The organism is Streptomyces sp. NPDC030862, from assembly GCF_055571835.1.
In genome coordinates this window covers 298042-314279 of sequence record NZ_JBVIEN010000009.1, presented here as the reverse complement: position 1 = coordinate 314279, position 16238 = coordinate 298042, and the positions used below count along the sequence as shown (strand labels likewise).

Below are 16238 nucleotides of genomic sequence, written 5' to 3'. Positions count from 1 at the left end.
GGGTGCTGCTGTCGGGTGGGTGTGGACGTTACTGGATGGGGGCGTGGCGCGGTGATCGAGGTGCCTGCCGAGTTGGCGCGTACGCAGGAGGAGTTCAACGGCGCGGAGGGGCGGGCGTTCGTCGCCGCGCTGCCGGGGCTGGTGGAGCGGTTCCTGGGGGAGTGGGGGCTCCGGCAAGCGGGGCCGGTGATGCACGGGCTGGTCGCGCTGGTGGTGCCGGTGGTGACGGCGACCGGGGCGCGGGCGGCGCTGAAGCTGCAGCTGCTGGACGAGGAGAGCGCGGGCGAGGGCGCCGCGCTGCGGGCGTGGGCCGGGGGCGGGGCCGTACGGCTGCTGACGGAGGACGCCGCGACGGGCACGCTGCTGCTGGAGTGGCTGCCGCACGGCCGGTCCCTGTCGGCGGTCGGGGACGCGCGGGAGGCGACGGCGGTCCTGGCGGGGGTGCTGGCGCGGCTGGTGGCGACGCCGGCGCCGGCCGGGCTGCGGCGCCTGGGCGACCTGGCGGCGGGCATGCTCGACGGCGTACCGGAGGCGCTGCGCCGGCTGGCGCGGGCGGAGGACCGGCGGCTGGTGCGGGAGTGCGCGGCGGCGGTGCGGGAGGTGGCGGGGGAGCCGGGGGACCGGCTGCTCCACTGGGACCTGCACTTCGACAACGTGCTGGCGGCGGACCGGGAGCCGTGGCTGGCGATCGACCCGAAGCCGCTGGCCGGTGATCCGGGGTTCGAGCTGCTGCCGGCGCTGTGCAACCGGTTCGAGCCCGGTGAGGTGCGGTGGCGGTTCGACCTGATGACGGAGGTGCTGGGGCTCGACCGGGAGCGGGCCCGGGCGTGGACGCTGGGGCGGGTGCTGGAGGACTCCCTGTGGGAGGTGGAGGACGGGGAGACGATCCTGCTGGGGGAGCGGGCGGAGGTGGGCCGGATACTGCTCTCATGATTCGTACTGCTGTGGTCGACGATGTCCCTGTCATTCACGCGATGGTCCGCGAGCTCGCCGCGTACGAGAAGGCGCTCGACGAGGCGCGGGCGAGCGAGGAGCAGCTGCGGGAGGCGTTGTTCGGCGACCGCCCGGCGGCGTACGCGCACATCGCGGAGACGGAGGACGGCGAGGCCGTCGGCTTCGCGCTGTGGTTCCTCAACTTCTCGACGTGGCGCGGGGTGCACGGGATCTACCTGGAGGACCTGTACGTACGGCCGGAGGCGCGCGGCGGCGGGCACGGCAAGGCGCTGCTGACGGAGCTGGCGCGCATCTGTGTGGCGCGGGGGTACGAGCGGCTGGAGTGGTCGGTGTTGGACTGGAACACGCCGTCGATCGACTTCTACGAGTCGCTGGGGGCGCGGCCGCAGGACGAGTGGACGGTGTACCGGCTGACGGACGAGGCTCTCCACAGCCTGGGTGCGAGCGCGTAGCGCGCCGCCGGCGCAAGGGCACCACCGGTCATCAACTGCCGTGTGGGCGGCTGGAGTCCAGGGATGCGGCCGGATAGCCTGCCTGCATGCACCTCACTGATCCGGGCGCATGGGGGGCCGGGCCCCGGCGGATGTTAAGGGGACCCGCCGGGGCCGGTCTCTCCGCTCCTGCGAGGCGGTACCCCTACCGCCTTGGCGGCGGGCGTTGGCTTGCCGTATGCCCGGATGAGGAGGATGCAAGATGGCCGCAAAGGAGAAGGAGTCGTGGATCAAGGAGTTGGCTTCACGGTTCGCGGTCGCACTCGCTGCTAAGGCGGTGTGGGCTGCGATCATGAGGCTGGCTCTCCGCGACGACGCCTGAGTAGAGCTGTCCGGCCGGTCTTCGGAACCCCTTGCCGAGGGCCGGCTGTTTTTCGTCGTGCGGCTGCCTTTGCCGGGGTCGCAGCATGCTCCCTTTCGCGCCTCCGAGGCCGAACGGCCTCTTCCGTGTGGCCGGTATGTCCGGCTTGTGTCACGGTCGGGGCGTGGAGGACGGAGGTGCGTTCCGGTGACGAGTTCCACGATCCTGGTCGCCGTCGGGGATCCGGCGGACTGCGGCGCGGTTCCGGCCGCGAAGATGGAGCAGGTGTGTGCGGCGCTGCGGAGCCTGGGGCACGAGGTCCTGGCGGTCGGTGACGTGTCGGACGCCGTGGCCGTGGCCGTGTCGCAGGCGGATCTGGCCGCCGCCGTCGTGAGCTGGGAGCTGCCCGACCGGCTGGGGCGGATGCGCGACACGAAGAACCCGGCCGAGGGCGCTCTGCGCGCGCTCCTGGAGCGGTTCTCGTCGCGGCTGCCGGTGTTCCTCGTGACCACCGGGGACTACGCGGACGACACCCCGCTGTGGGTGTCGGAGGTGATCAACGGCTGGGTGTGGCTGCTGGAGGACACGCCGGACTTCATCGCCGGCCGGATCGACTTCGCCGCCCGCCGGTACTTCGAGCACATCCTGCCGCCGTTCTTCCGCGAGCTGCGCCGATTCGACGACACGCACGAGTACTCGTGGCACACCCCCGCCCACGCCGGCGGGGTGGCGTTCCTGAAGTCGCCGGTCGGGAAGATGTTCCACGACTACTACGGGGAGCGGCTGTTCCGGTCGGACATCTCCGTCTCCGTGGGTGAGCTGGGTTCGCTCTTCGAGCACACCGGGCCCATCGGGGAGGCGGAGCGCAACGCGGCGCGGATCTTCGGCGCGGACGAGACGTACTTCGTGCTGCACGGCACCTCCACCTCGACGCGCATGATCATCCACGGCGTGGTCGCCAAGGACGAGATCGTGGTGCTGGACCGCAACTGCCACAAGTCGATCGACCACGGTGTCACCCTCGCCGCGGCCCGCCCGGTGTATCTCGTACCGACGCGCAACGGCTACGGCATCACCGGCCCCATCCCGCCGCACCGGCTGCGGCCCGAGGCGGTGCGGCGGCAGATCGAGGGCAGCCCGCTGGCCAGGGCCGCCGCCAACGACCAGCCGGTGTACTCCGTCGTCACCAACTCGACGTACGACGGGCTGTGTTACGACACCGTGCGGGTGGCCGAGCTGATCGGTCCGGCCACCTCGGTGCTGCACTTCGACGAGGCGTGGTTCGCCTACGCCCGCTTCCACCCGCTGTACGCCCGCCGCTTCGGGATGGCGGTGGGAGGGGACGGCGGTGCGGACGGCCTTCCGGACGAGACGCGGCCGACCGTCTTCACCACGCACTCGACGCACAAGCTGCTCGCCGCGCTGTCGCAGGCGTCGATGATCCACGTCAAGAGCGCGCCGAAGGCGCCGTTCGAGCGGGCGCTGTTCGACGAGACGTACATGATGCACGCCACGACCTCGCCGTCGTACCCGATGATCGCGTCCTGCGATGTGGCGGCCGGGATGATGGACGGCCCCGCCGGGCAGTGGCTCACCACGGAGGTGATCAACGAGGCGATCCGCTTCCGGCAGGCGGTGATCCGGCTCGGGCGGCGGCTCGCGGAGGAGCAGAGCCGGCGGCCGTGGTTCTTCGGGGTCTGGCAGCCGTCGGAGGTCGTGCACCCGTACACCGGTCAGCGGTACGCCTTCGAGAACGCGCCGCTGGAGCTGCTCCAGACGGACCCGAACTGCTGGACGCTGGATCCGGAGGCCGACTGGCACGGGTTCCCGGGCCTGGAGCCGGGCTTCTGCCTGCTGGACCCGGTCAAGGTGACGATGACGTGCCCCGGTACGGACGCCTCCGGCGCCGTGGCGGACTTCGGCATTCCGGCGCGCATCGTGACCGAGTACCTGGAGACGCGGCAGATCGTGGTCGAGAAGACCGACGTCTACACCTTCCTGGTGCTGTTCTCGATGGGCATCACCAAGGGCAAGTGGGGCACGCTGCTCGACGCGCTCACCGACTTCAAGCACCTCTTCGACAAGGCCGTCCCGCTCGCGGACGCGCTCCCCGCCCTCGTACGCGCGCACCCCGAGCGGTACGGCGCGCTGAGCCTGCCGGAGCTGTGCGCCGAGATGCACGGCTACCTGAGGGAGAGCCGGCTCATCGGGCTGGGGAACCAGGCGTTCACCGGCGCCGAGCCGCCCGAGCCGGTGCTGACGCCGGTCGAGGCGTACCAGCGGTTCATCCGGGGCGGTACGGAGCTGGTGCCGTTGTCCGAGGTGGCCGAGCGGGTCGTCGCCACGCAGGTGACGACGACCCCGCCCGGCATTCCGGTCCTCATGCCCGGGGAGCGCGCCGGGCGGCACGACGGGCCGCTGCTGACCTACCTGCGGGTGCTGGAGGCCTTCGACCAGCGCTTCCCGGGGTTCGCGAGCGAGACGCACGGGGTGCACCACGCCGAGGGCCGGTACTGGCTGCGCTGCGTCAAGGAGCCCGTTACGGGTTGAGTCCTCACGAGATGAGCCCTCAGGGGTTGAGCCTTCAGGGCACGAGGACGACCTTGCCCGTCGTCGCCCTGGTCTCCAGGGCGCGGTGGGCTGCGGCCGCCTCGGCGAGCGGGAAGCGCTGGACGGCCGGGCGCAGGCGGCCGGCGGCGGCTTCGGCGAGGGAGGCGAGCTCCAGGTTGCGGACGTCGCCGCCGGCCTTGTGGAGCATGGCGGGGCCGAGGACGTTGACGGAGGCGATGCCGCGCTCGGCGAGTTCTTCGTCGGTGTACGTGAGCGGCTCCCCGTCGTGCAGGTTCTCGCCCGCCCAGCCGTAGACGACGTGCCGGCCGCCCTTGCCGAGGAGGTCGACGGCGGCGCGGGCGGTGTCGCCCCCGACGGCGTCGAAGACGACGGTGGCGGGCCGCGCGTCGCCGAGGTGTGCGCGGACGCGCTCCGGCCAGTCGGGAAGCTTGTAGTCGACGGCGAGGTCGGCGCCGTTCGCCTCGACGCGGGCGGTCTTGGCGGGGCCGCCGGCGAGGCCGACGACGGTGGCGCCGGCGTTCTTCGCGTACTGGACGAGGAGCGTGCCGATGCCGCCGGCCGCGGCGGTGACGAGGACGACGTCATCGGGGCTGAGCTCGGTGAACTGGAGGATGCCCAGGGTGGTGCGGCCCGTGCCGATCATGGCGACCGCTTCCGCCTCGTCGAGGCCCGGCGGTATCGCGTGGAGCCGGGCCGCGTCGACGACGGCGAGCTCGGCGTAGCCGCCGGGCGCGAGGCCCAGGTGCGCGACGACGCGCCTGCCGAGCCAGGCGGGGTCGGTGCCCTCGCCGAGCGCGTCGACGGTTCCGGCGACCTCGCGGCCGGGGATGGTGGGCAGCTCGGCGGGGGCGGGGAAGGGGCCCTTCATGCCCTCGCGCAGCGCGGTGTCGAGGAGGTGCACGCCGGCCGCGGCGACGGCGATGCGGACCTGGCCGGGGGCGGGGCGGGGGTCGGGCGTCTGCTCGTAGGTGAGGTTCTCGGCGGGACCGAAGGCGTGGAGGCGGATGGCGTGCACGGGCTCTCTCCCTTGTTCTGGTGAGGGCCCCAGCCTTCAACCTCAAGTTCCCTTGAGGTCAAGGACTCCGATCAGCTGATCCTGGGGAAGCGCGACTGGAGCGTCCAGATCGCCGGGTTGTCCGCCAGACCCTCGTGCATGTCCGTCAGGTCCGCGATCAGGTCGTGCAGGAAGTCGCGGGCCTCGCGGCGCAGCACGGCGTGGCCGAAGGTCAGCGGGGGCTCGTCGGCCGGCATCCAGTCGGCCTCGACGTCCACCCAGCCGAAGCGGCGCTCGAAGAGCATGCGGTCGGAGGACTCGGTGAAGTCGAGCTCGGCGTACTGCGGCTTGGCCGAGCGGCTGCCGAGCGGGTCGCGGTCGAGGCGCTCGACGATGTCGCACAGCGCCCACGCGAAGTCGAGCACCGGCACCCATCCCCAGGCTGTGGACACCTCGCGGTCGGTCTCGGTGTCGGCGAGGTACACGTCGCCGCAGAAGAGGTCGTGCCGCAGGGCGTGGACGTCCGCGTGGCGGTAGTCGGTCTGCGGGGGGTCGGGGAAGCGGCGGGAGAGGGAGTAGCCGATGTCGAGCACGTGGTCGATGGTGTCACGCCCACGGGAGCGCCCCCGCATCACCGCCGACCGCCTACGGCAGCAGGCGCTGCTCCTTCGCCACCGCCACCGCGCCCGCGCGCGTGTCCACGCCGAGTTTCGCGTAGATGCGGCCCAGGTGCGTCTTGACCGTCGCCTCGCTGATGAAGAGCGCCCGCGCGATCTCGCGGTTGCCGAGGCCCCCGGCCAGCTGGCCCAGGATGTCGAGCTCCCGGTGGGTGAGGGAGGGGGCGCGGTGCTCCGGGACGGTGCGGCTCAGGGCCCGGCGGCCCTCCGCCGCGGCGTGGATCGCGGCGAACAGCTCCTCCGGGCGCTCCGCCTTCAGCAGGTAGCCGGTGGCGCCCGCGTCGACGGCGCGGGTGACGTCGGCGTCCGTGTCGTACGTCGTGAGGACCAGCACCCGCACCTCGGGCGAGGCGATGCGGCGCGTGGCCTCCACGCCGTCGATGCCCTCCCCGAGCTGGAGGTCCATCAGGACGACGTCCGGAGTCAGCTTGGCGGCCATGGCGACCGCCTCCTCGCCGCCACCCGCCTCGCCGACGACCTCGATGCCGGGCGCGCTGGCGAGCAGGGCGCGCAGCCCGGCGCGTACGACGGCGTGGTCGTCGCAGAGCAGAATGCGTACGGGGCTCATCGCCGGGGCTCCAGGGGGATCGAGACCGACAGGACCGTGCCCTCGCCGGGCGCGGATTCGATGGTGAGGGTGCCGCCGAGCTGTTCGGCGCGCGCCCGGATCGCGGGCAGGCCGTGGCCGCGGAGGCCCTTGCGTACGGCGGCGGGGTCGAAACCGCGGCCGTCGTCCGCGATGTCGAGCACGACCTGGTCGTCCAGGTAGGTGAGGGTCAGCGCGGCGGAGGTCGCGCCCGCGTGCTCGCGGACGTTGGCGAGCGCGCCCTGCGCGATGCGCAGCAGCGCGGAGCGCACCCGGTCGGGCAGGGCGGCGATCGGCGTGCCGTCGACGCGGAAGGCGACCGGGAAGCCGACCGAGTCGCGGGCCCAGGCGGCGGTCGAGTCGCGGGTCGCGGCGCCGGCCGAGTCGCGGGCCGGCCCTCCGGCGGACTCGCGTGCCGGTGCACGGGCCGGTGCACGGGGTGCACGGGCCGATTCGCGGGCCGCGAGCGCGGCGAGCGCGTCCTCCAGGTCCGCGCCGCCCGCGAGGTCGGCGGGCGCCAGGTCGTGGACGAAGCGGCGCGCCTCGGCGAGGTCGCGCTCGGCGATCGACGCGGCCGTACGCACATGGTGGCGCGCGGTCACCGGGTCGACGTCCCAGGTGCGGTCGGCGGCCTGGAGCAGCATCCGCAGGCTGGACAGGCCCTGCGCCAGGGTGTCGTGGATCTCCATCGACAGCCGCTGCCGTTCGGCGAGGGTGCCCTCGCGCCGTTCGGTCGCCGCCAGCCGGTCCGCCTGCCGCCGCGTGTGCAGGAACACGGCGGTGGCGATCGCCGCGACGGCGGGCGGCGCGACCAGCACGTTCGGGTCCAGGGCGCCGTCCGACAGCCGCAGTTGCGCGGCGACCACGAACGCCGTCAGCAGCACCACCAGCGCGAGCGCGGCGCGCGGCGGCAGCGTGCGCAGCCCGGTGTAGAAGAGCGGCACCGCGCACCACGCGAAGCTCGGCGCCAGCACCACCAGCACCACCCACACGGCGACGACGGTGCCCAGCCAGGCCAGCCGGCGCGGGCTCGGCAGGACGTACAGCACCGCGAGCGCCGCCGAAAGACCCACCACCCACGGGCCGAGCTCCGCCCACGGGTGGCGCAGCAGGAACCGCACCAGCGAGGCGCCGAGCAGTGCGAAGAACGCGGCGTGCATCACCCGCGCCAGCCTGCGGGCGTCGGCGTCCTGCTCCACGGCGCGCTCCTTGTCCATACGACCGTCATACGCCGCCATCCTCGCCCGGGCGCGGCGGCGCGGCATCAACCGATCGGCTGACCCCGGACCCCCGCCGGCGGCCCCAGGATCGAAGGCGTAGCCCTCCCCCGAACCGCGTGAACCATACGAACCGTACGAAGGAGCCCCCGTGAAGAAGATGTCACTGCGCGCCCGCGTCCTGACCGGTGCCGTCGCCGCCGCCGCCCTGTCCGCCGGTACCTTCGGCGCGATATCGGCGAACGCCGCCGCGCCCGCCGCCCCGGCCGCCGCGCCCGCGCAGACGGTCGACGCCTCCGACCACCACCTGCGCACCACGCAGCACCTCACCATCGACGCCGCCACCAAGGCCGCGCAGGCCGCCCTCAAGGCCGCCGAGAAGGACAACCAGCGCGTCACGGTCGCCGTCGTCGACCGCAACGGCACCACCCTCGTCACCCTGCGCGGCGACGGCGCCGGCCCGCAGTCGTACGACTCCGCCATCCGCAAGGCGTTCACCGCCGTCTCCTGGAACGCCCCGACGTCCGAGCTGGCCAAGCGCCTCCAGAACGCGCCGAACCTCAAGGACATCCCCGGCACCCTCTTCCTCGGCGGCGGCGCCCCGGTCGCGGCCGACGGCGCGCCGATCGCGGGCATCGGCGTGGCGGGCGCGCCCAGCGGCGACCTCGACGAGAAGTACGCCCAGGCGGGCGTCGCCTCGCTGGGCAAGTGACCGGGGGCCGTCCGTAGGATCGGTGCGTGGATCACCGACCCTTACGGAGACGTGTGCGGACCGCCGCCGCCCTGCTGCTCGCCGGAACCCTCACCGCGGGCTGTACGAGCGGCGGCGGCGCGGCCGTGGCGGCCGAGCCCGGCGCCGCCGGCCTGCGCGACCCGTACTTCCCCCGGCTCGGCAACGGCGGCTACGACGTCCGGCACTACGCCCTCACCCTCGACTACGACCCCGCCACCGGCCGCCTCACCGGCACCGCCGACATCACCGCCCGCGCCACCCAGGCCCTCAGCGCCTTCAACCTCGACCTGGCCGGGCTGACGGTGCGGTCCGCCACCGTCGACGGCGAGCCCGCCGCCGTGAGCCGCTCCGGCGAGGAGCTCACCGTCCGGCCCGCGAGCGCCCTCGCCGACGACGCCACCTTCCGTACCGTGATCCGCTACTCCGGCGTCCCGCTCACCTTCACCGACGAGGACGCCGAGGAGGGCTGGCTGAAGTCCTCCGACGGGGCTCTGGCGCTGGGCGAGCCGACCGGTTCGATGACGTGGTTCCCCGGCAACCACCACCCCAGCGACAAGGCCACGTACGCGGTCACCGTCACCGTCCCGGAGGGGTACGAGGCGCTGTCCAACGGCGAGTTGAAGGAGCACCGCACGCGGCGCGGGCGTGCGACGTACGCCTGGCGCTCCGCCGAGCCGATGGCGAGCTACGTCGCGACGGTCGCCGTGGGCCGGTACGAGACCAGGGTCTCGCGCACGCCGTCCGGGCTGCCCGTCCACACCGCCACCAAGGGCTCCGAGGCGGACCCGGAACTGCTCGCCCGCATCCCCGAGCTGCTGGAGTGGGAGGCGGAGAACTTCGGGCCGTACCCCTTCTCCTCCGTCGGCGCGATCGTGGACCCGACCGTCGACGTGCCGTACGCACTGGAGACGCAGACCCGGCCCTTCTTCGCGGCGGACACCTTCACGGTGGAGTTCGTCGTCCACGAGCTGGCCCACCAGTGGTACGGGAACTCGGTCTCGCCGGAGACGTGGCGTGACATGTGGCTCAACGAGAGCTTCGCGACGTACGCCGAGTGGCTGTACGCGGAGGACTTCGAGGACAAGCCCGCGCAGGAGAGCTTCGAGGAGGCCTTCGCCAACGCGGCGAACTGGGCCTTCCCGCCCGCCTCTCCGCCGTCGGCGGAGCGGATCTCCGACGCGCCCGTCTACGGCCGGGGCGCCATGGTCCTGCACAAGGTCCGCCAGGCCGTCGGCGACGACACCTTCTTCGCGATCCTGAGCGGCTGGCCGGCGGAGCACCGGCACGGCAACGCCTCGACCGAGGACTTCACGCGGTACGTGGAGGAGGAGGCCGGCAAGGACCTGGACGCGGTGTGGGACGTCTGGCTGTACGGCGGTGAACGCCCGGCCCGGCCGTGACGAGGGCCGAGGTCCCCGGGAGGCGCCGCGCGTGGCCTACAGCGCCTTCCGCATGACGACGGAGTCGCGGCCGAGCCGCAGGTCCTTGCGGCGGTCGAGCTCCTCGTACCCGAGCGCCCTCCAGAAGGCGACCGCCTTGGGGTTGTTCTCCAGGACCGCCAGCCTGACGCCCTGGCGGCCCGCCTCCCGGAACCGCTTCTCGACGATCTCGGCGAGCTCGCGGCCGAAGCCGACGCGGTGGTCGCGGGCGTGGACCATGAGCAGCCCGATCCAGGGGTCCGGGTCGTCGGGGTCGGTGGGGTGGTGCGCCCGGGTCACCGAGACGCCGATGACGTGCCCCGCCGAACGGGCGAGCAGCACCTCGGCGTCCGGGTGCGCCAGCTCCTCGGCGAGCGAGGCGGCGACCTGCTCGGGCCGGATGTCACCGGGGTCCGGGAAGTCCCCGCTGAGCTGCTGGAACTCCCGGTTCGACGCGTACAGCTCGGTCAGCTCGGTGAGGAGCGGGCCGGGCAGCGAGCCGTCCTCCCGGACCTCCAGGGGTTCGACGATCACGTGAAAACAGTAGGGCCCCGGCGCGGTCTTCGCCGCCGGGGCCGTACCGAAGGGGGCGACGGGTCAGATGTTGACGCCGAAGTCGCGGGCGATGCCCTCCAGGCCCGAGGCGTAGCCCTGGCCGACGGCGCGGAACTTCCACTCGGCGCCGTGGCGGTACAGCTCGCCGAAGACCATGGCGGTCTCGGTGGCGGCGTCCTCGCTCAGGTCGTAGCGGGCGATCTCGGCGCCGCCGGCCTGGTTGACGATGCGGATGTAGGCGTTGCGCACCTGGCCGAAGTTCTGCGAGCGGTTGACCGCGTCGTAGATGGAGACCGGGAAGACGATCTTGTCCACGTCGGCGGGCAGGCCCGCGAGGTTGACGTTGATCTGCTCGTCGTCGCCGCCGCCCTCGCCGGTGCGGTTGTCACCGGTGTGGACGATGGTCTGGTCCGGCGTCGACTTGTTGTTGAAGAAGACGAAGTGGCCGTCGGAGACGACCTTGCCGGAGGCGTCGACGCCGATGGCGGAGGCGTCGAGGTCGAAGTCGGTGCCGGTGGTGGTGCGGACGTCCCAGCCGAGGCCCACAGTGACGGCGGTCAGACCCGGCGCCTCCTTGGTCAGCGAGACATTGCCGCCCTTGGACAGGCTTACAGCCATGGAGTCCCCTTCGTAATTCTCGACATTCTTGACTGGCGTCACTGCACATAACGCGGGGCGAGCCGTATCGGTTCCTCAAGCGGGAACAAGGGGAAAACGGGGTGACGTGACCGCGCCAGAGGCGCGACCATGGTGGGCATGTCCGGTCCCTATGTCATCCGCGGTTCGGTCTCCCTGCCGGAGGCCGAGCTCATGTGGCGTTTCTCCAGGTCGTCCGGGCCGGGCGGACAGCACGTGAACACCAGCGACTCGCAGGTGGAGCTGCGCTTCGACCTCGCGCGTACGGAGTCGCTCCCGCCGGTCTGGAAGGAGCGGGCGCTCCAGCGGCTCGGCGGGCGCCTGGTGGACGGCGTGATCAGTGTCCGCGCCTCGGAGCACCGCTCGCAGTGGCGCAACCGCGAGACGGCGGCGGTGCGGCTGGCGTCCCTCCTGGCGGAGGCGACGGCTCCGCCGCCGAAGCCGCGCCGCGCGACGAAGATCCCCCGGGGGATCAACGAGCGCCGCCTGCGGGAGAAGAAGCAGCGCGCCGAGACCAAGCGCGGACGCTCGTCCCGCGACTGGTCGTAGTCACCTCACCGGCCTCAGCTCAGGTGGCGGTACTTGCCGCGGAAGTACAGCAGGGGCTCGCCCTGCGGGCTGGGGAAGTCGGCGCCGAGCACGCGGCCGATCACCAGGGTGTGGTCGCCCGCCACCACGCGCTGTTCGGTACGGCACTCCAGGGTGGCCAGGGCCCCGCCCACCAGGGGCGCGCCGCTCGCCGCGCCGCGCGTGTACGGGATGTCGGCGAACAGCAGCCGGTCGCTGATGCGGCCCTTCATCGCGAAGCGCCCCGCGATGTGCCGCTGGCTTTCGGCGAGCACCGAGACGCCCCACAGCGGCTGCTCGTCCAGCAGGTCGTCCATGCGGGAGCCGTTGCGCAGGCTGACCATGACCAGCGGCGGGTCCAGCGACACCGACATGAAGGCCGTCGCCGTCATGCCGACGTCCTCGCCCAGCGGCGGCTCGACCGCGGTCACCAGCACCACGCCCGCGGCCAGCCGCGACATGGCGGCACGGAACTCGTCGTTGCTCACCCCCTCAGGATGGGGGACGGCGGGGGCTGAAGGCGGGGTCGTCGGGAACACACCCGGAACGCTAACCTTGCCCGCCTACCGGCCGCATCGGCCCAAGGGACCAGCCGGGTCCTAGGACCCTGTGCCGGAAGTGGCCGGGGAGTTGCCGGAAGCAAAGGAACGCCGCGCCGCAGTGCCTCCCACGCGCCCCGACCCCACCACTTGTGACTTGAGTCACAGAGCCCGGGAATTGTTGACCCTGTGTACCGGGTGCGCAGCTCGCTGTGATTCAGTGGCCGATGACAGTGCAACACGAGCGCCGATGAGAACCCTGGAGTTGCTGTCGAGGTCTCGGGGAGAGCGAGCAATGGAGACCGAGTCGGAGCCGTACGTCCGTCTTGCGACCCTGCGGCAGCTGCATCAGGTCGTCGCCAACCTCAACACGGCCCGCAGTCTGGCCGACACGCTGCAAACCGTCGCCGACGGCGTCATCCAAGGCCTCGGCTACGAGCTGGCCTGCGTCAACCTCGTACGCCCCGACGGTGACCTGGTCGTCGCCGCCTTCGCCGGCAGCGCCGCCGCCGAAGCGCTGATCACGGGCCGGGTCGGCTCGCGCGCCTCCTGGGAGCGCCGCCTGTCCATGGGCGAGGCGTGGGGGGACCTGCGCTTCATCCCGCACACCGAGGGCTGGGTCCTGATAGAGGACGACGTCCCCCAGTGGCACACCGAGGGCCCCGAGCCCCGTTTCGAGGACGAGTGGCACCCCCGTGACCGCCTCTACGCCCCGATGTACGCCTCGGGCAGCGGCCGCGAGCTCCTCGGCGTCATCTCCGTCGACCGGCCCCGCAACGGCCGCCGACCGGGCCCCTGGGGCCAGGAGGCGCTCCAGATGTACGCCTCGCAGGCCGCGATTGCGATCAGCAACGCCCGACTGAGAGCAAACATGCAGCGGGCGCTGGTCCGCCTGGAGCGCGAGCAGCAGGCCCTGCGGGCCAGTGAAGAGTCGTTCCGCCAGGCCTTCGAGTACGCGCCCTCCGGCATGGCCATCGCGGAGATGGGCGGCGACCAGCACGGCCGGCTGCTGCGGGCCAACGACGCGCTGTGCCGGCTGCTGAACCGTCCCGCCTCCGTCATGCGGCGCTACTCCTTCGCCGACCTCGTCCACCCCGAGGACATCGGCACCCTGCTGCGCACCTCCGCCGAGGGCGGCCGCGCCGAGCTGCGCCTCGGGCGCCGCGACGGCACGTACGTGTGGGTGTCCCTGCGGAACTCGGTGGTCGCCGACACCGCCGACGGGCCGCGCTTCCTGCTCACCCACGTCGAGGACATCGAGGAGCGCAAGCGCCACGAGCTCCAGCTCGCCCACCGCGCCTCGCACGACGCCCTGACGGGCCTGCCCAACAGCGCCGAGCTCCGCGCCCGCCTCAGTTCCCGGCTGTGCGCGCGCCCGCAGGCGGTCCGGTCGGCGGCGTCGACGCCGGACGCGTACGCCCCCGAGAGCGCCGCGTACGAGTTCGACTACGAGTACGAGAACCAGCACCCGCACCCGCCCCAGCAGAACCACGGCCACGGGTTCGACTTCGGCCCCGACGCCGCCGGGGCGTACGACCACCACGTCCACACGGTCGCGCCGCCCGCCGACAACGACGTCGACGACGGGACGAAGGGGCTCGCGGTCCTCTTCTGCGACCTCGACGGCTTCAAGTCGATCAACGACCGGTTCGGCCACCACACCGGTGACGCCGTCCTCATCGAGGTGGCCCGCCGCCTGACCGCCGGCGTCCGGGACGGCGACACCGTCGCCCGGCTCGGCGGCGACGAGTTCGTCGTCCTCGCCGACGGCCTCGGCGCGGCCGACGCCGCCGACCTCGCCGTCCGGCTGCGGAACGCGATCATCCCGCCCATCCGGGTCGACGGCCGCGCGGTCCGGGTGGGGGCGAGTTTCGGCATCGGCTGGGCGGAGTGCGGAATGTCCGTCGAAGAGGTCCTGAACTCCGCTGACCAGCGCATGTACATAGAGAAGCGCTCCCGCTCCAAGGTTCACCGACGGGCTGGGTAGGGGGTCGCCCGTGGATCAGGCCGGATCAGGGAGCGGGGGCAGATGCCCGTGCCAGGCCACGCGAGCCCGGCAAGATCCACGGGGGACCCCCTAGCCCGTTCGGGGTAGGCTCGCCCGGGTCGGTGACCGCTGGCGAGCAGGGATGAGGAGTGACCAGGGATGGCTGCCGGTAACAACGGCAACGGCGCGGGCACGCCCGAGGACGACGATCCGTTCGGCTACCTGTACGCGGACGGGCAGGCGGCGGGGGCGCAGGCCCCGCGCCAGGGCGGCTACGGCTATCCCGGTCCCGCGGCAGGCGCGCAGCCCGGTGTGCCGAGAACGTCGTACAACCAGGTCCGCGCGGTCGGCGAGCGCCAGTACGGCGGCCACGGCCACGCCCAGGTCCCGCCGCAGCAGCGCCCCGCGCCGCAGTACGCCGCGCCCGAGACGTACGGCCCGCCGCCCCAGGCGATGCCCCCGCAGGCCCCGCAGCGCGGCGGCCGGGGCGGTGGCCCCAACACCAAGGGCCTGCTGATCGGCGCCATCGCGGTCGTCCTGGTCGTGGTGATCGGCATCACGGTCGCGGTCCTGACCAACACCGGCGACAAGGGCAAGGGCGACCAGGCCGGCCCCTCGGCCCCCGCCTCCCAGGCCCAGGAGTCCCCGAGCGGCGAGCCCTCCAAGGGCGGCGAGGACGACAAGCCGCAGGAGCTGCCGAAGCAGGACGCGGCGACGCTGCAGCTGGGCGCGCCCGCCGTGCTGGCCAAGGACGTGAAGGGTGCCGAAGGCACCGAGGGCGCGTATGTGACGGGCTTCAACGCCGTCGGCGCCTCCGTCACCTGGAAGGCGAAGGTCGACAAGGCGGGCGAGTACAAGCTGTACGTGCGCTACGCCATCCCCGCGCAGGACGCCAACGCCACGCTGACCGTCAACGGCAAGGCGAACTCGAACCCCCTCGGTCTGAAGAACTTCATCAGCTCCACGGACCCGAACTGGGAGAAGAACTGGCAGACCACCTGGGCGCCGGTCACCCTCAAGGAGGGCGAGAACGAGCTCAAGATCTCGTGCGAGCAGGGCAACCAGTGCAACGCCATCCTCGACTGGCTCGAGGTCAGGACGCCCTGATCGGCCGGTCCTCGGTCAGCCGAGGACCGTCAGGAAGTGCGCCACCGTCCCCGTCATCGCCTCGCGAGCGGGGACGAGGTATTTCCGGGGGTCGACGGTCGAGGCACCGGCGTCGGCGTCGGCGTCGGCGTCCAGGAAGGCGCGCACCGCGCCCGTGAAGGCCGTGTTCAGGGCCGTACCGATGTTGATCTTCGTCATGCCGGCGGCGACCGCCGCGCGGAGCTCGGGGTCCGGGACGCCCGAGGAGCCGTGGAGCACCAGGGGGACCGGGACGGCGTCGTGCAGGGCGGCGATGAGGGTGTGGTCGAGGGTCGCCGTGCGCGCGGTCATGGCGTGCGTGGAGCCGACCGCGACGGCCAGGGCGTCGACCCCGGTGTCGGCGACGTAGGCGGCGGCCTCGGCCGGGTCGGTTCGCACCCCGGGGGTGTGGGCGTCCAACGGGGGTTCGCCGTCCTTGCCGCCGATCCTCCCCAGTTCCGCCTCGACCCACATGCCGCGCTCGTGGCCCCAGCGCACCGCCTCGGCCGTGGCCTTGACGTTGTCGCCGTACGGCAGTTTCGAGGCGTCGAACATCACCGAGCCGAAGCCCTCGGCGTACGCCGCGTGCAGCAGGTCGCGGGAGACGACGTGGTCGAGGTGGAGGCCGAGCGGGGCGGTGGAGCCGCGGGCGACGGCGGACGCGGCGGCGGCGATGGCGGAGAGGTCGCCGCCGTGGAACCGTACGGCGTTCTCGGAGATCTGGAGGATGGCGGGCGCCCCCGTCCGTTCGGCCCCGGCCGCGATGGCCTCCGCGTGCTCCAGCGTGATGACGTTGAACGCGGCGACCGCGCGCCGCGCCGCCCTGGCCTGGGCGATGAGCTCGCCGGTGGGAACGAGGGGCATCTCGGGGACCTCCGTAGGGCTCC

The 16238-nt window shown here is 72.8% G+C and carries 16 protein-coding genes; 8 read left to right on the top strand and 8 right to left on the bottom strand.

Features of this window, described 5'->3' with window-relative positions; translation table 11 throughout:
- Nucleotides 1–51: 51 nt before the first annotated feature.
- From ACZ42X_RS24935 to ACZ42X_RS24925, 3 genes are all read left to right on the top strand, one after another.
- Complete coding sequence (locus ACZ42X_RS24935; RefSeq protein WP_468294164.1) at nt 52–933, top strand: aminoglycoside phosphotransferase family protein; 882 nt, start codon at nt 52–54, stop codon at nt 931–933.
- Nucleotides 930–1406: a GNAT family N-acetyltransferase gene (locus ACZ42X_RS24930; protein WP_468294161.1), complete on the top strand. Its 477-nt coding sequence runs from the start codon at nt 930–932 to the stop codon at nt 1404–1406. The genes ACZ42X_RS24935 and ACZ42X_RS24930 overlap by 4 nt, the downstream gene beginning before the upstream one ends.
- 547 nt (nt 1407–1953) lie before the next feature.
- Complete coding sequence (locus ACZ42X_RS24925) at nt 1954–4296, top strand: Orn/Lys/Arg family decarboxylase (protein WP_468294158.1); 2343 nt, start codon at nt 1954–1956, stop codon at nt 4294–4296.
- Nucleotides 4297–4330: 34 nt separating this feature from the next.
- Here ACZ42X_RS24925 and ACZ42X_RS24920 read toward each other — a convergent pair whose 3' ends face one another.
- The 4 genes from ACZ42X_RS24920 to ACZ42X_RS24905 form a co-directional block, all read right to left on the bottom strand.
- Nucleotides 4331–5332 carry a zinc-binding dehydrogenase gene (locus ACZ42X_RS24920; RefSeq protein WP_468294156.1) on the bottom strand — a complete coding sequence of 334 codons (1002 nt, stop codon included), beginning with the start codon at nt 5330–5332 and terminating at the stop codon, nt 4331–4333.
- Between the two features lie 71 nt (nt 5333–5403).
- Complete coding sequence (locus ACZ42X_RS24915; RefSeq protein WP_468294154.1) at nt 5404–5904, bottom strand: hypothetical protein; 501 nt, start codon at nt 5902–5904, stop codon at nt 5404–5406.
- Between the two features lie 52 nt (nt 5905–5956).
- Nucleotides 5957–6556, bottom strand: a complete 600-nt coding sequence (locus ACZ42X_RS24910; protein ID WP_468294151.1) for a response regulator — start codon at nt 6554–6556, stop codon at nt 5957–5959.
- A complete protein-coding gene (locus ACZ42X_RS24905) occupies nt 6553–7791 on the bottom strand; it encodes a sensor histidine kinase (RefSeq protein ID WP_468294148.1) in 1239 nt (412 codons plus the stop codon). Before ACZ42X_RS24905 ends, ACZ42X_RS24910 begins: the two co-directional genes overlap by 4 nt.
- 151 nt (nt 7792–7942) lie before the next feature.
- Between ACZ42X_RS24905 and ACZ42X_RS24900 the strand changes: the two genes are divergently transcribed.
- Together ACZ42X_RS24900 and ACZ42X_RS24895 are read left to right on the top strand one after the other, a co-directional pair.
- Entirely contained in the window at nt 7943–8503 is a 561-nt protein-coding gene (locus tag ACZ42X_RS24900; protein ID WP_468294145.1) for a GlcG/HbpS family heme-binding protein, read from the top strand.
- A 26-nt stretch (nt 8504–8529) separates the two neighbouring features.
- On the top strand, nt 8530–9924 hold the full coding sequence (locus ACZ42X_RS24895; protein ID WP_468294142.1) for a M1 family metallopeptidase: 1395 nt from the start codon (nt 8530–8532) through the stop codon (nt 9922–9924).
- Nucleotides 9925–9960: 36 nt separating this feature from the next.
- Here ACZ42X_RS24895 and ACZ42X_RS24890 read toward each other — a convergent pair whose 3' ends face one another.
- Nucleotides 9961–10476, bottom strand: a complete 516-nt coding sequence (locus ACZ42X_RS24890) for a GNAT family N-acetyltransferase (RefSeq protein ID WP_361417225.1) — start codon at nt 10474–10476, stop codon at nt 9961–9963.
- A gap of 63 nt (nt 10477–10539) precedes the next feature.
- A complete protein-coding gene (locus ACZ42X_RS24885) occupies nt 10540–11115 on the bottom strand; it encodes a TerD family protein (RefSeq protein WP_468294139.1) in 576 nt (191 codons plus the stop codon).
- A 129-nt stretch (nt 11116–11244) separates the two neighbouring features.
- Between ACZ42X_RS24885 and arfB the strand changes: the two genes are divergently transcribed.
- Complete coding sequence (arfB, locus tag ACZ42X_RS24880; RefSeq protein WP_468294136.1) at nt 11245–11682, top strand: alternative ribosome rescue aminoacyl-tRNA hydrolase ArfB; 438 nt, start codon at nt 11245–11247, stop codon at nt 11680–11682.
- Nucleotides 11683–11696: 14 nt separating this feature from the next.
- On the opposite strand, the gene ACZ42X_RS24875 is transcribed toward arfB, so the two are convergent.
- Nucleotides 11697–12239, bottom strand: coding sequence for a flavin reductase family protein (locus tag ACZ42X_RS24875; protein WP_468294133.1), 543 nt, complete (start codon nt 12237–12239; stop codon nt 11697–11699).
- Nucleotides 12240–12534: 295 nt separating this feature from the next.
- On the opposite strand from ACZ42X_RS24875, the gene cdgB reads away from it, so the two are divergent.
- Together cdgB and ACZ42X_RS24865 are read left to right on the top strand one after the other, a co-directional pair.
- Nucleotides 12535–14226 (top strand): diguanylate cyclase CdgB, encoded by a 1692-nt coding sequence (gene cdgB / locus ACZ42X_RS24870; protein ID WP_468294130.1) that lies wholly within the window; start codon nt 12535–12537, stop codon nt 14224–14226.
- A 159-nt stretch (nt 14227–14385) separates the two neighbouring features.
- A complete protein-coding gene (locus ACZ42X_RS24865) occupies nt 14386–15333 on the top strand; it encodes a CBM35 domain-containing protein (protein ID WP_468294128.1) in 948 nt (315 codons plus the stop codon).
- 15 nt (nt 15334–15348) lie between these two features.
- On the opposite strand, the gene ACZ42X_RS24860 is transcribed toward ACZ42X_RS24865, so the two are convergent.
- Nucleotides 15349–16215: a class II fructose-bisphosphate aldolase gene (locus tag ACZ42X_RS24860; protein WP_468294125.1), complete on the bottom strand. Its 867-nt coding sequence runs from the start codon at nt 16213–16215 to the stop codon at nt 15349–15351.
- Nucleotides 16216–16238: the final 23 nt, after the last annotated feature.

Bases quoted from the DNA above. Each gene is read 5' to 3' on its own strand.
- ACZ42X_RS24860 (WP_468294125.1), bottom strand. From the start codon at position 16,215: ATGCCCCTCGTTCCCACCGGCGAGCTCATCGCCCAGGCCAGGGCGGCG.
- ACZ42X_RS24930 (WP_468294161.1), top strand. From the start codon at position 930: ATGATTCGTACTGCTGTGGTCGACGATGTCCCTGTCATTCACGCGATG.
- cdgB (WP_468294130.1), top strand. From the start codon at position 12,535: ATGGAGACCGAGTCGGAGCCGTACGTCCGTCTTGCGACCCTGCGGCAG.
- ACZ42X_RS24885 (WP_468294139.1), bottom strand. From the start codon at position 11,115: ATGGCTGTAAGCCTGTCCAAGGGCGGCAATGTCTCGCTGACCAAGGAG.
- ACZ42X_RS24905 (WP_468294148.1), bottom strand. From the start codon at position 7,791: ATGGACAAGGAGCGCGCCGTGGAGCAGGACGCCGACGCCCGCAGGCTG.
- arfB (WP_468294136.1), top strand. From the start codon at position 11,245: ATGGTGGGCATGTCCGGTCCCTATGTCATCCGCGGTTCGGTCTCCCTG.
- ACZ42X_RS24865 (WP_468294128.1), top strand. From the start codon at position 14,386: ATGGCTGCCGGTAACAACGGCAACGGCGCGGGCACGCCCGAGGACGAC.
- ACZ42X_RS24910 (WP_468294151.1), bottom strand. From the start codon at position 6,556: ATGAGCCCCGTACGCATTCTGCTCTGCGACGACCACGCCGTCGTACGC.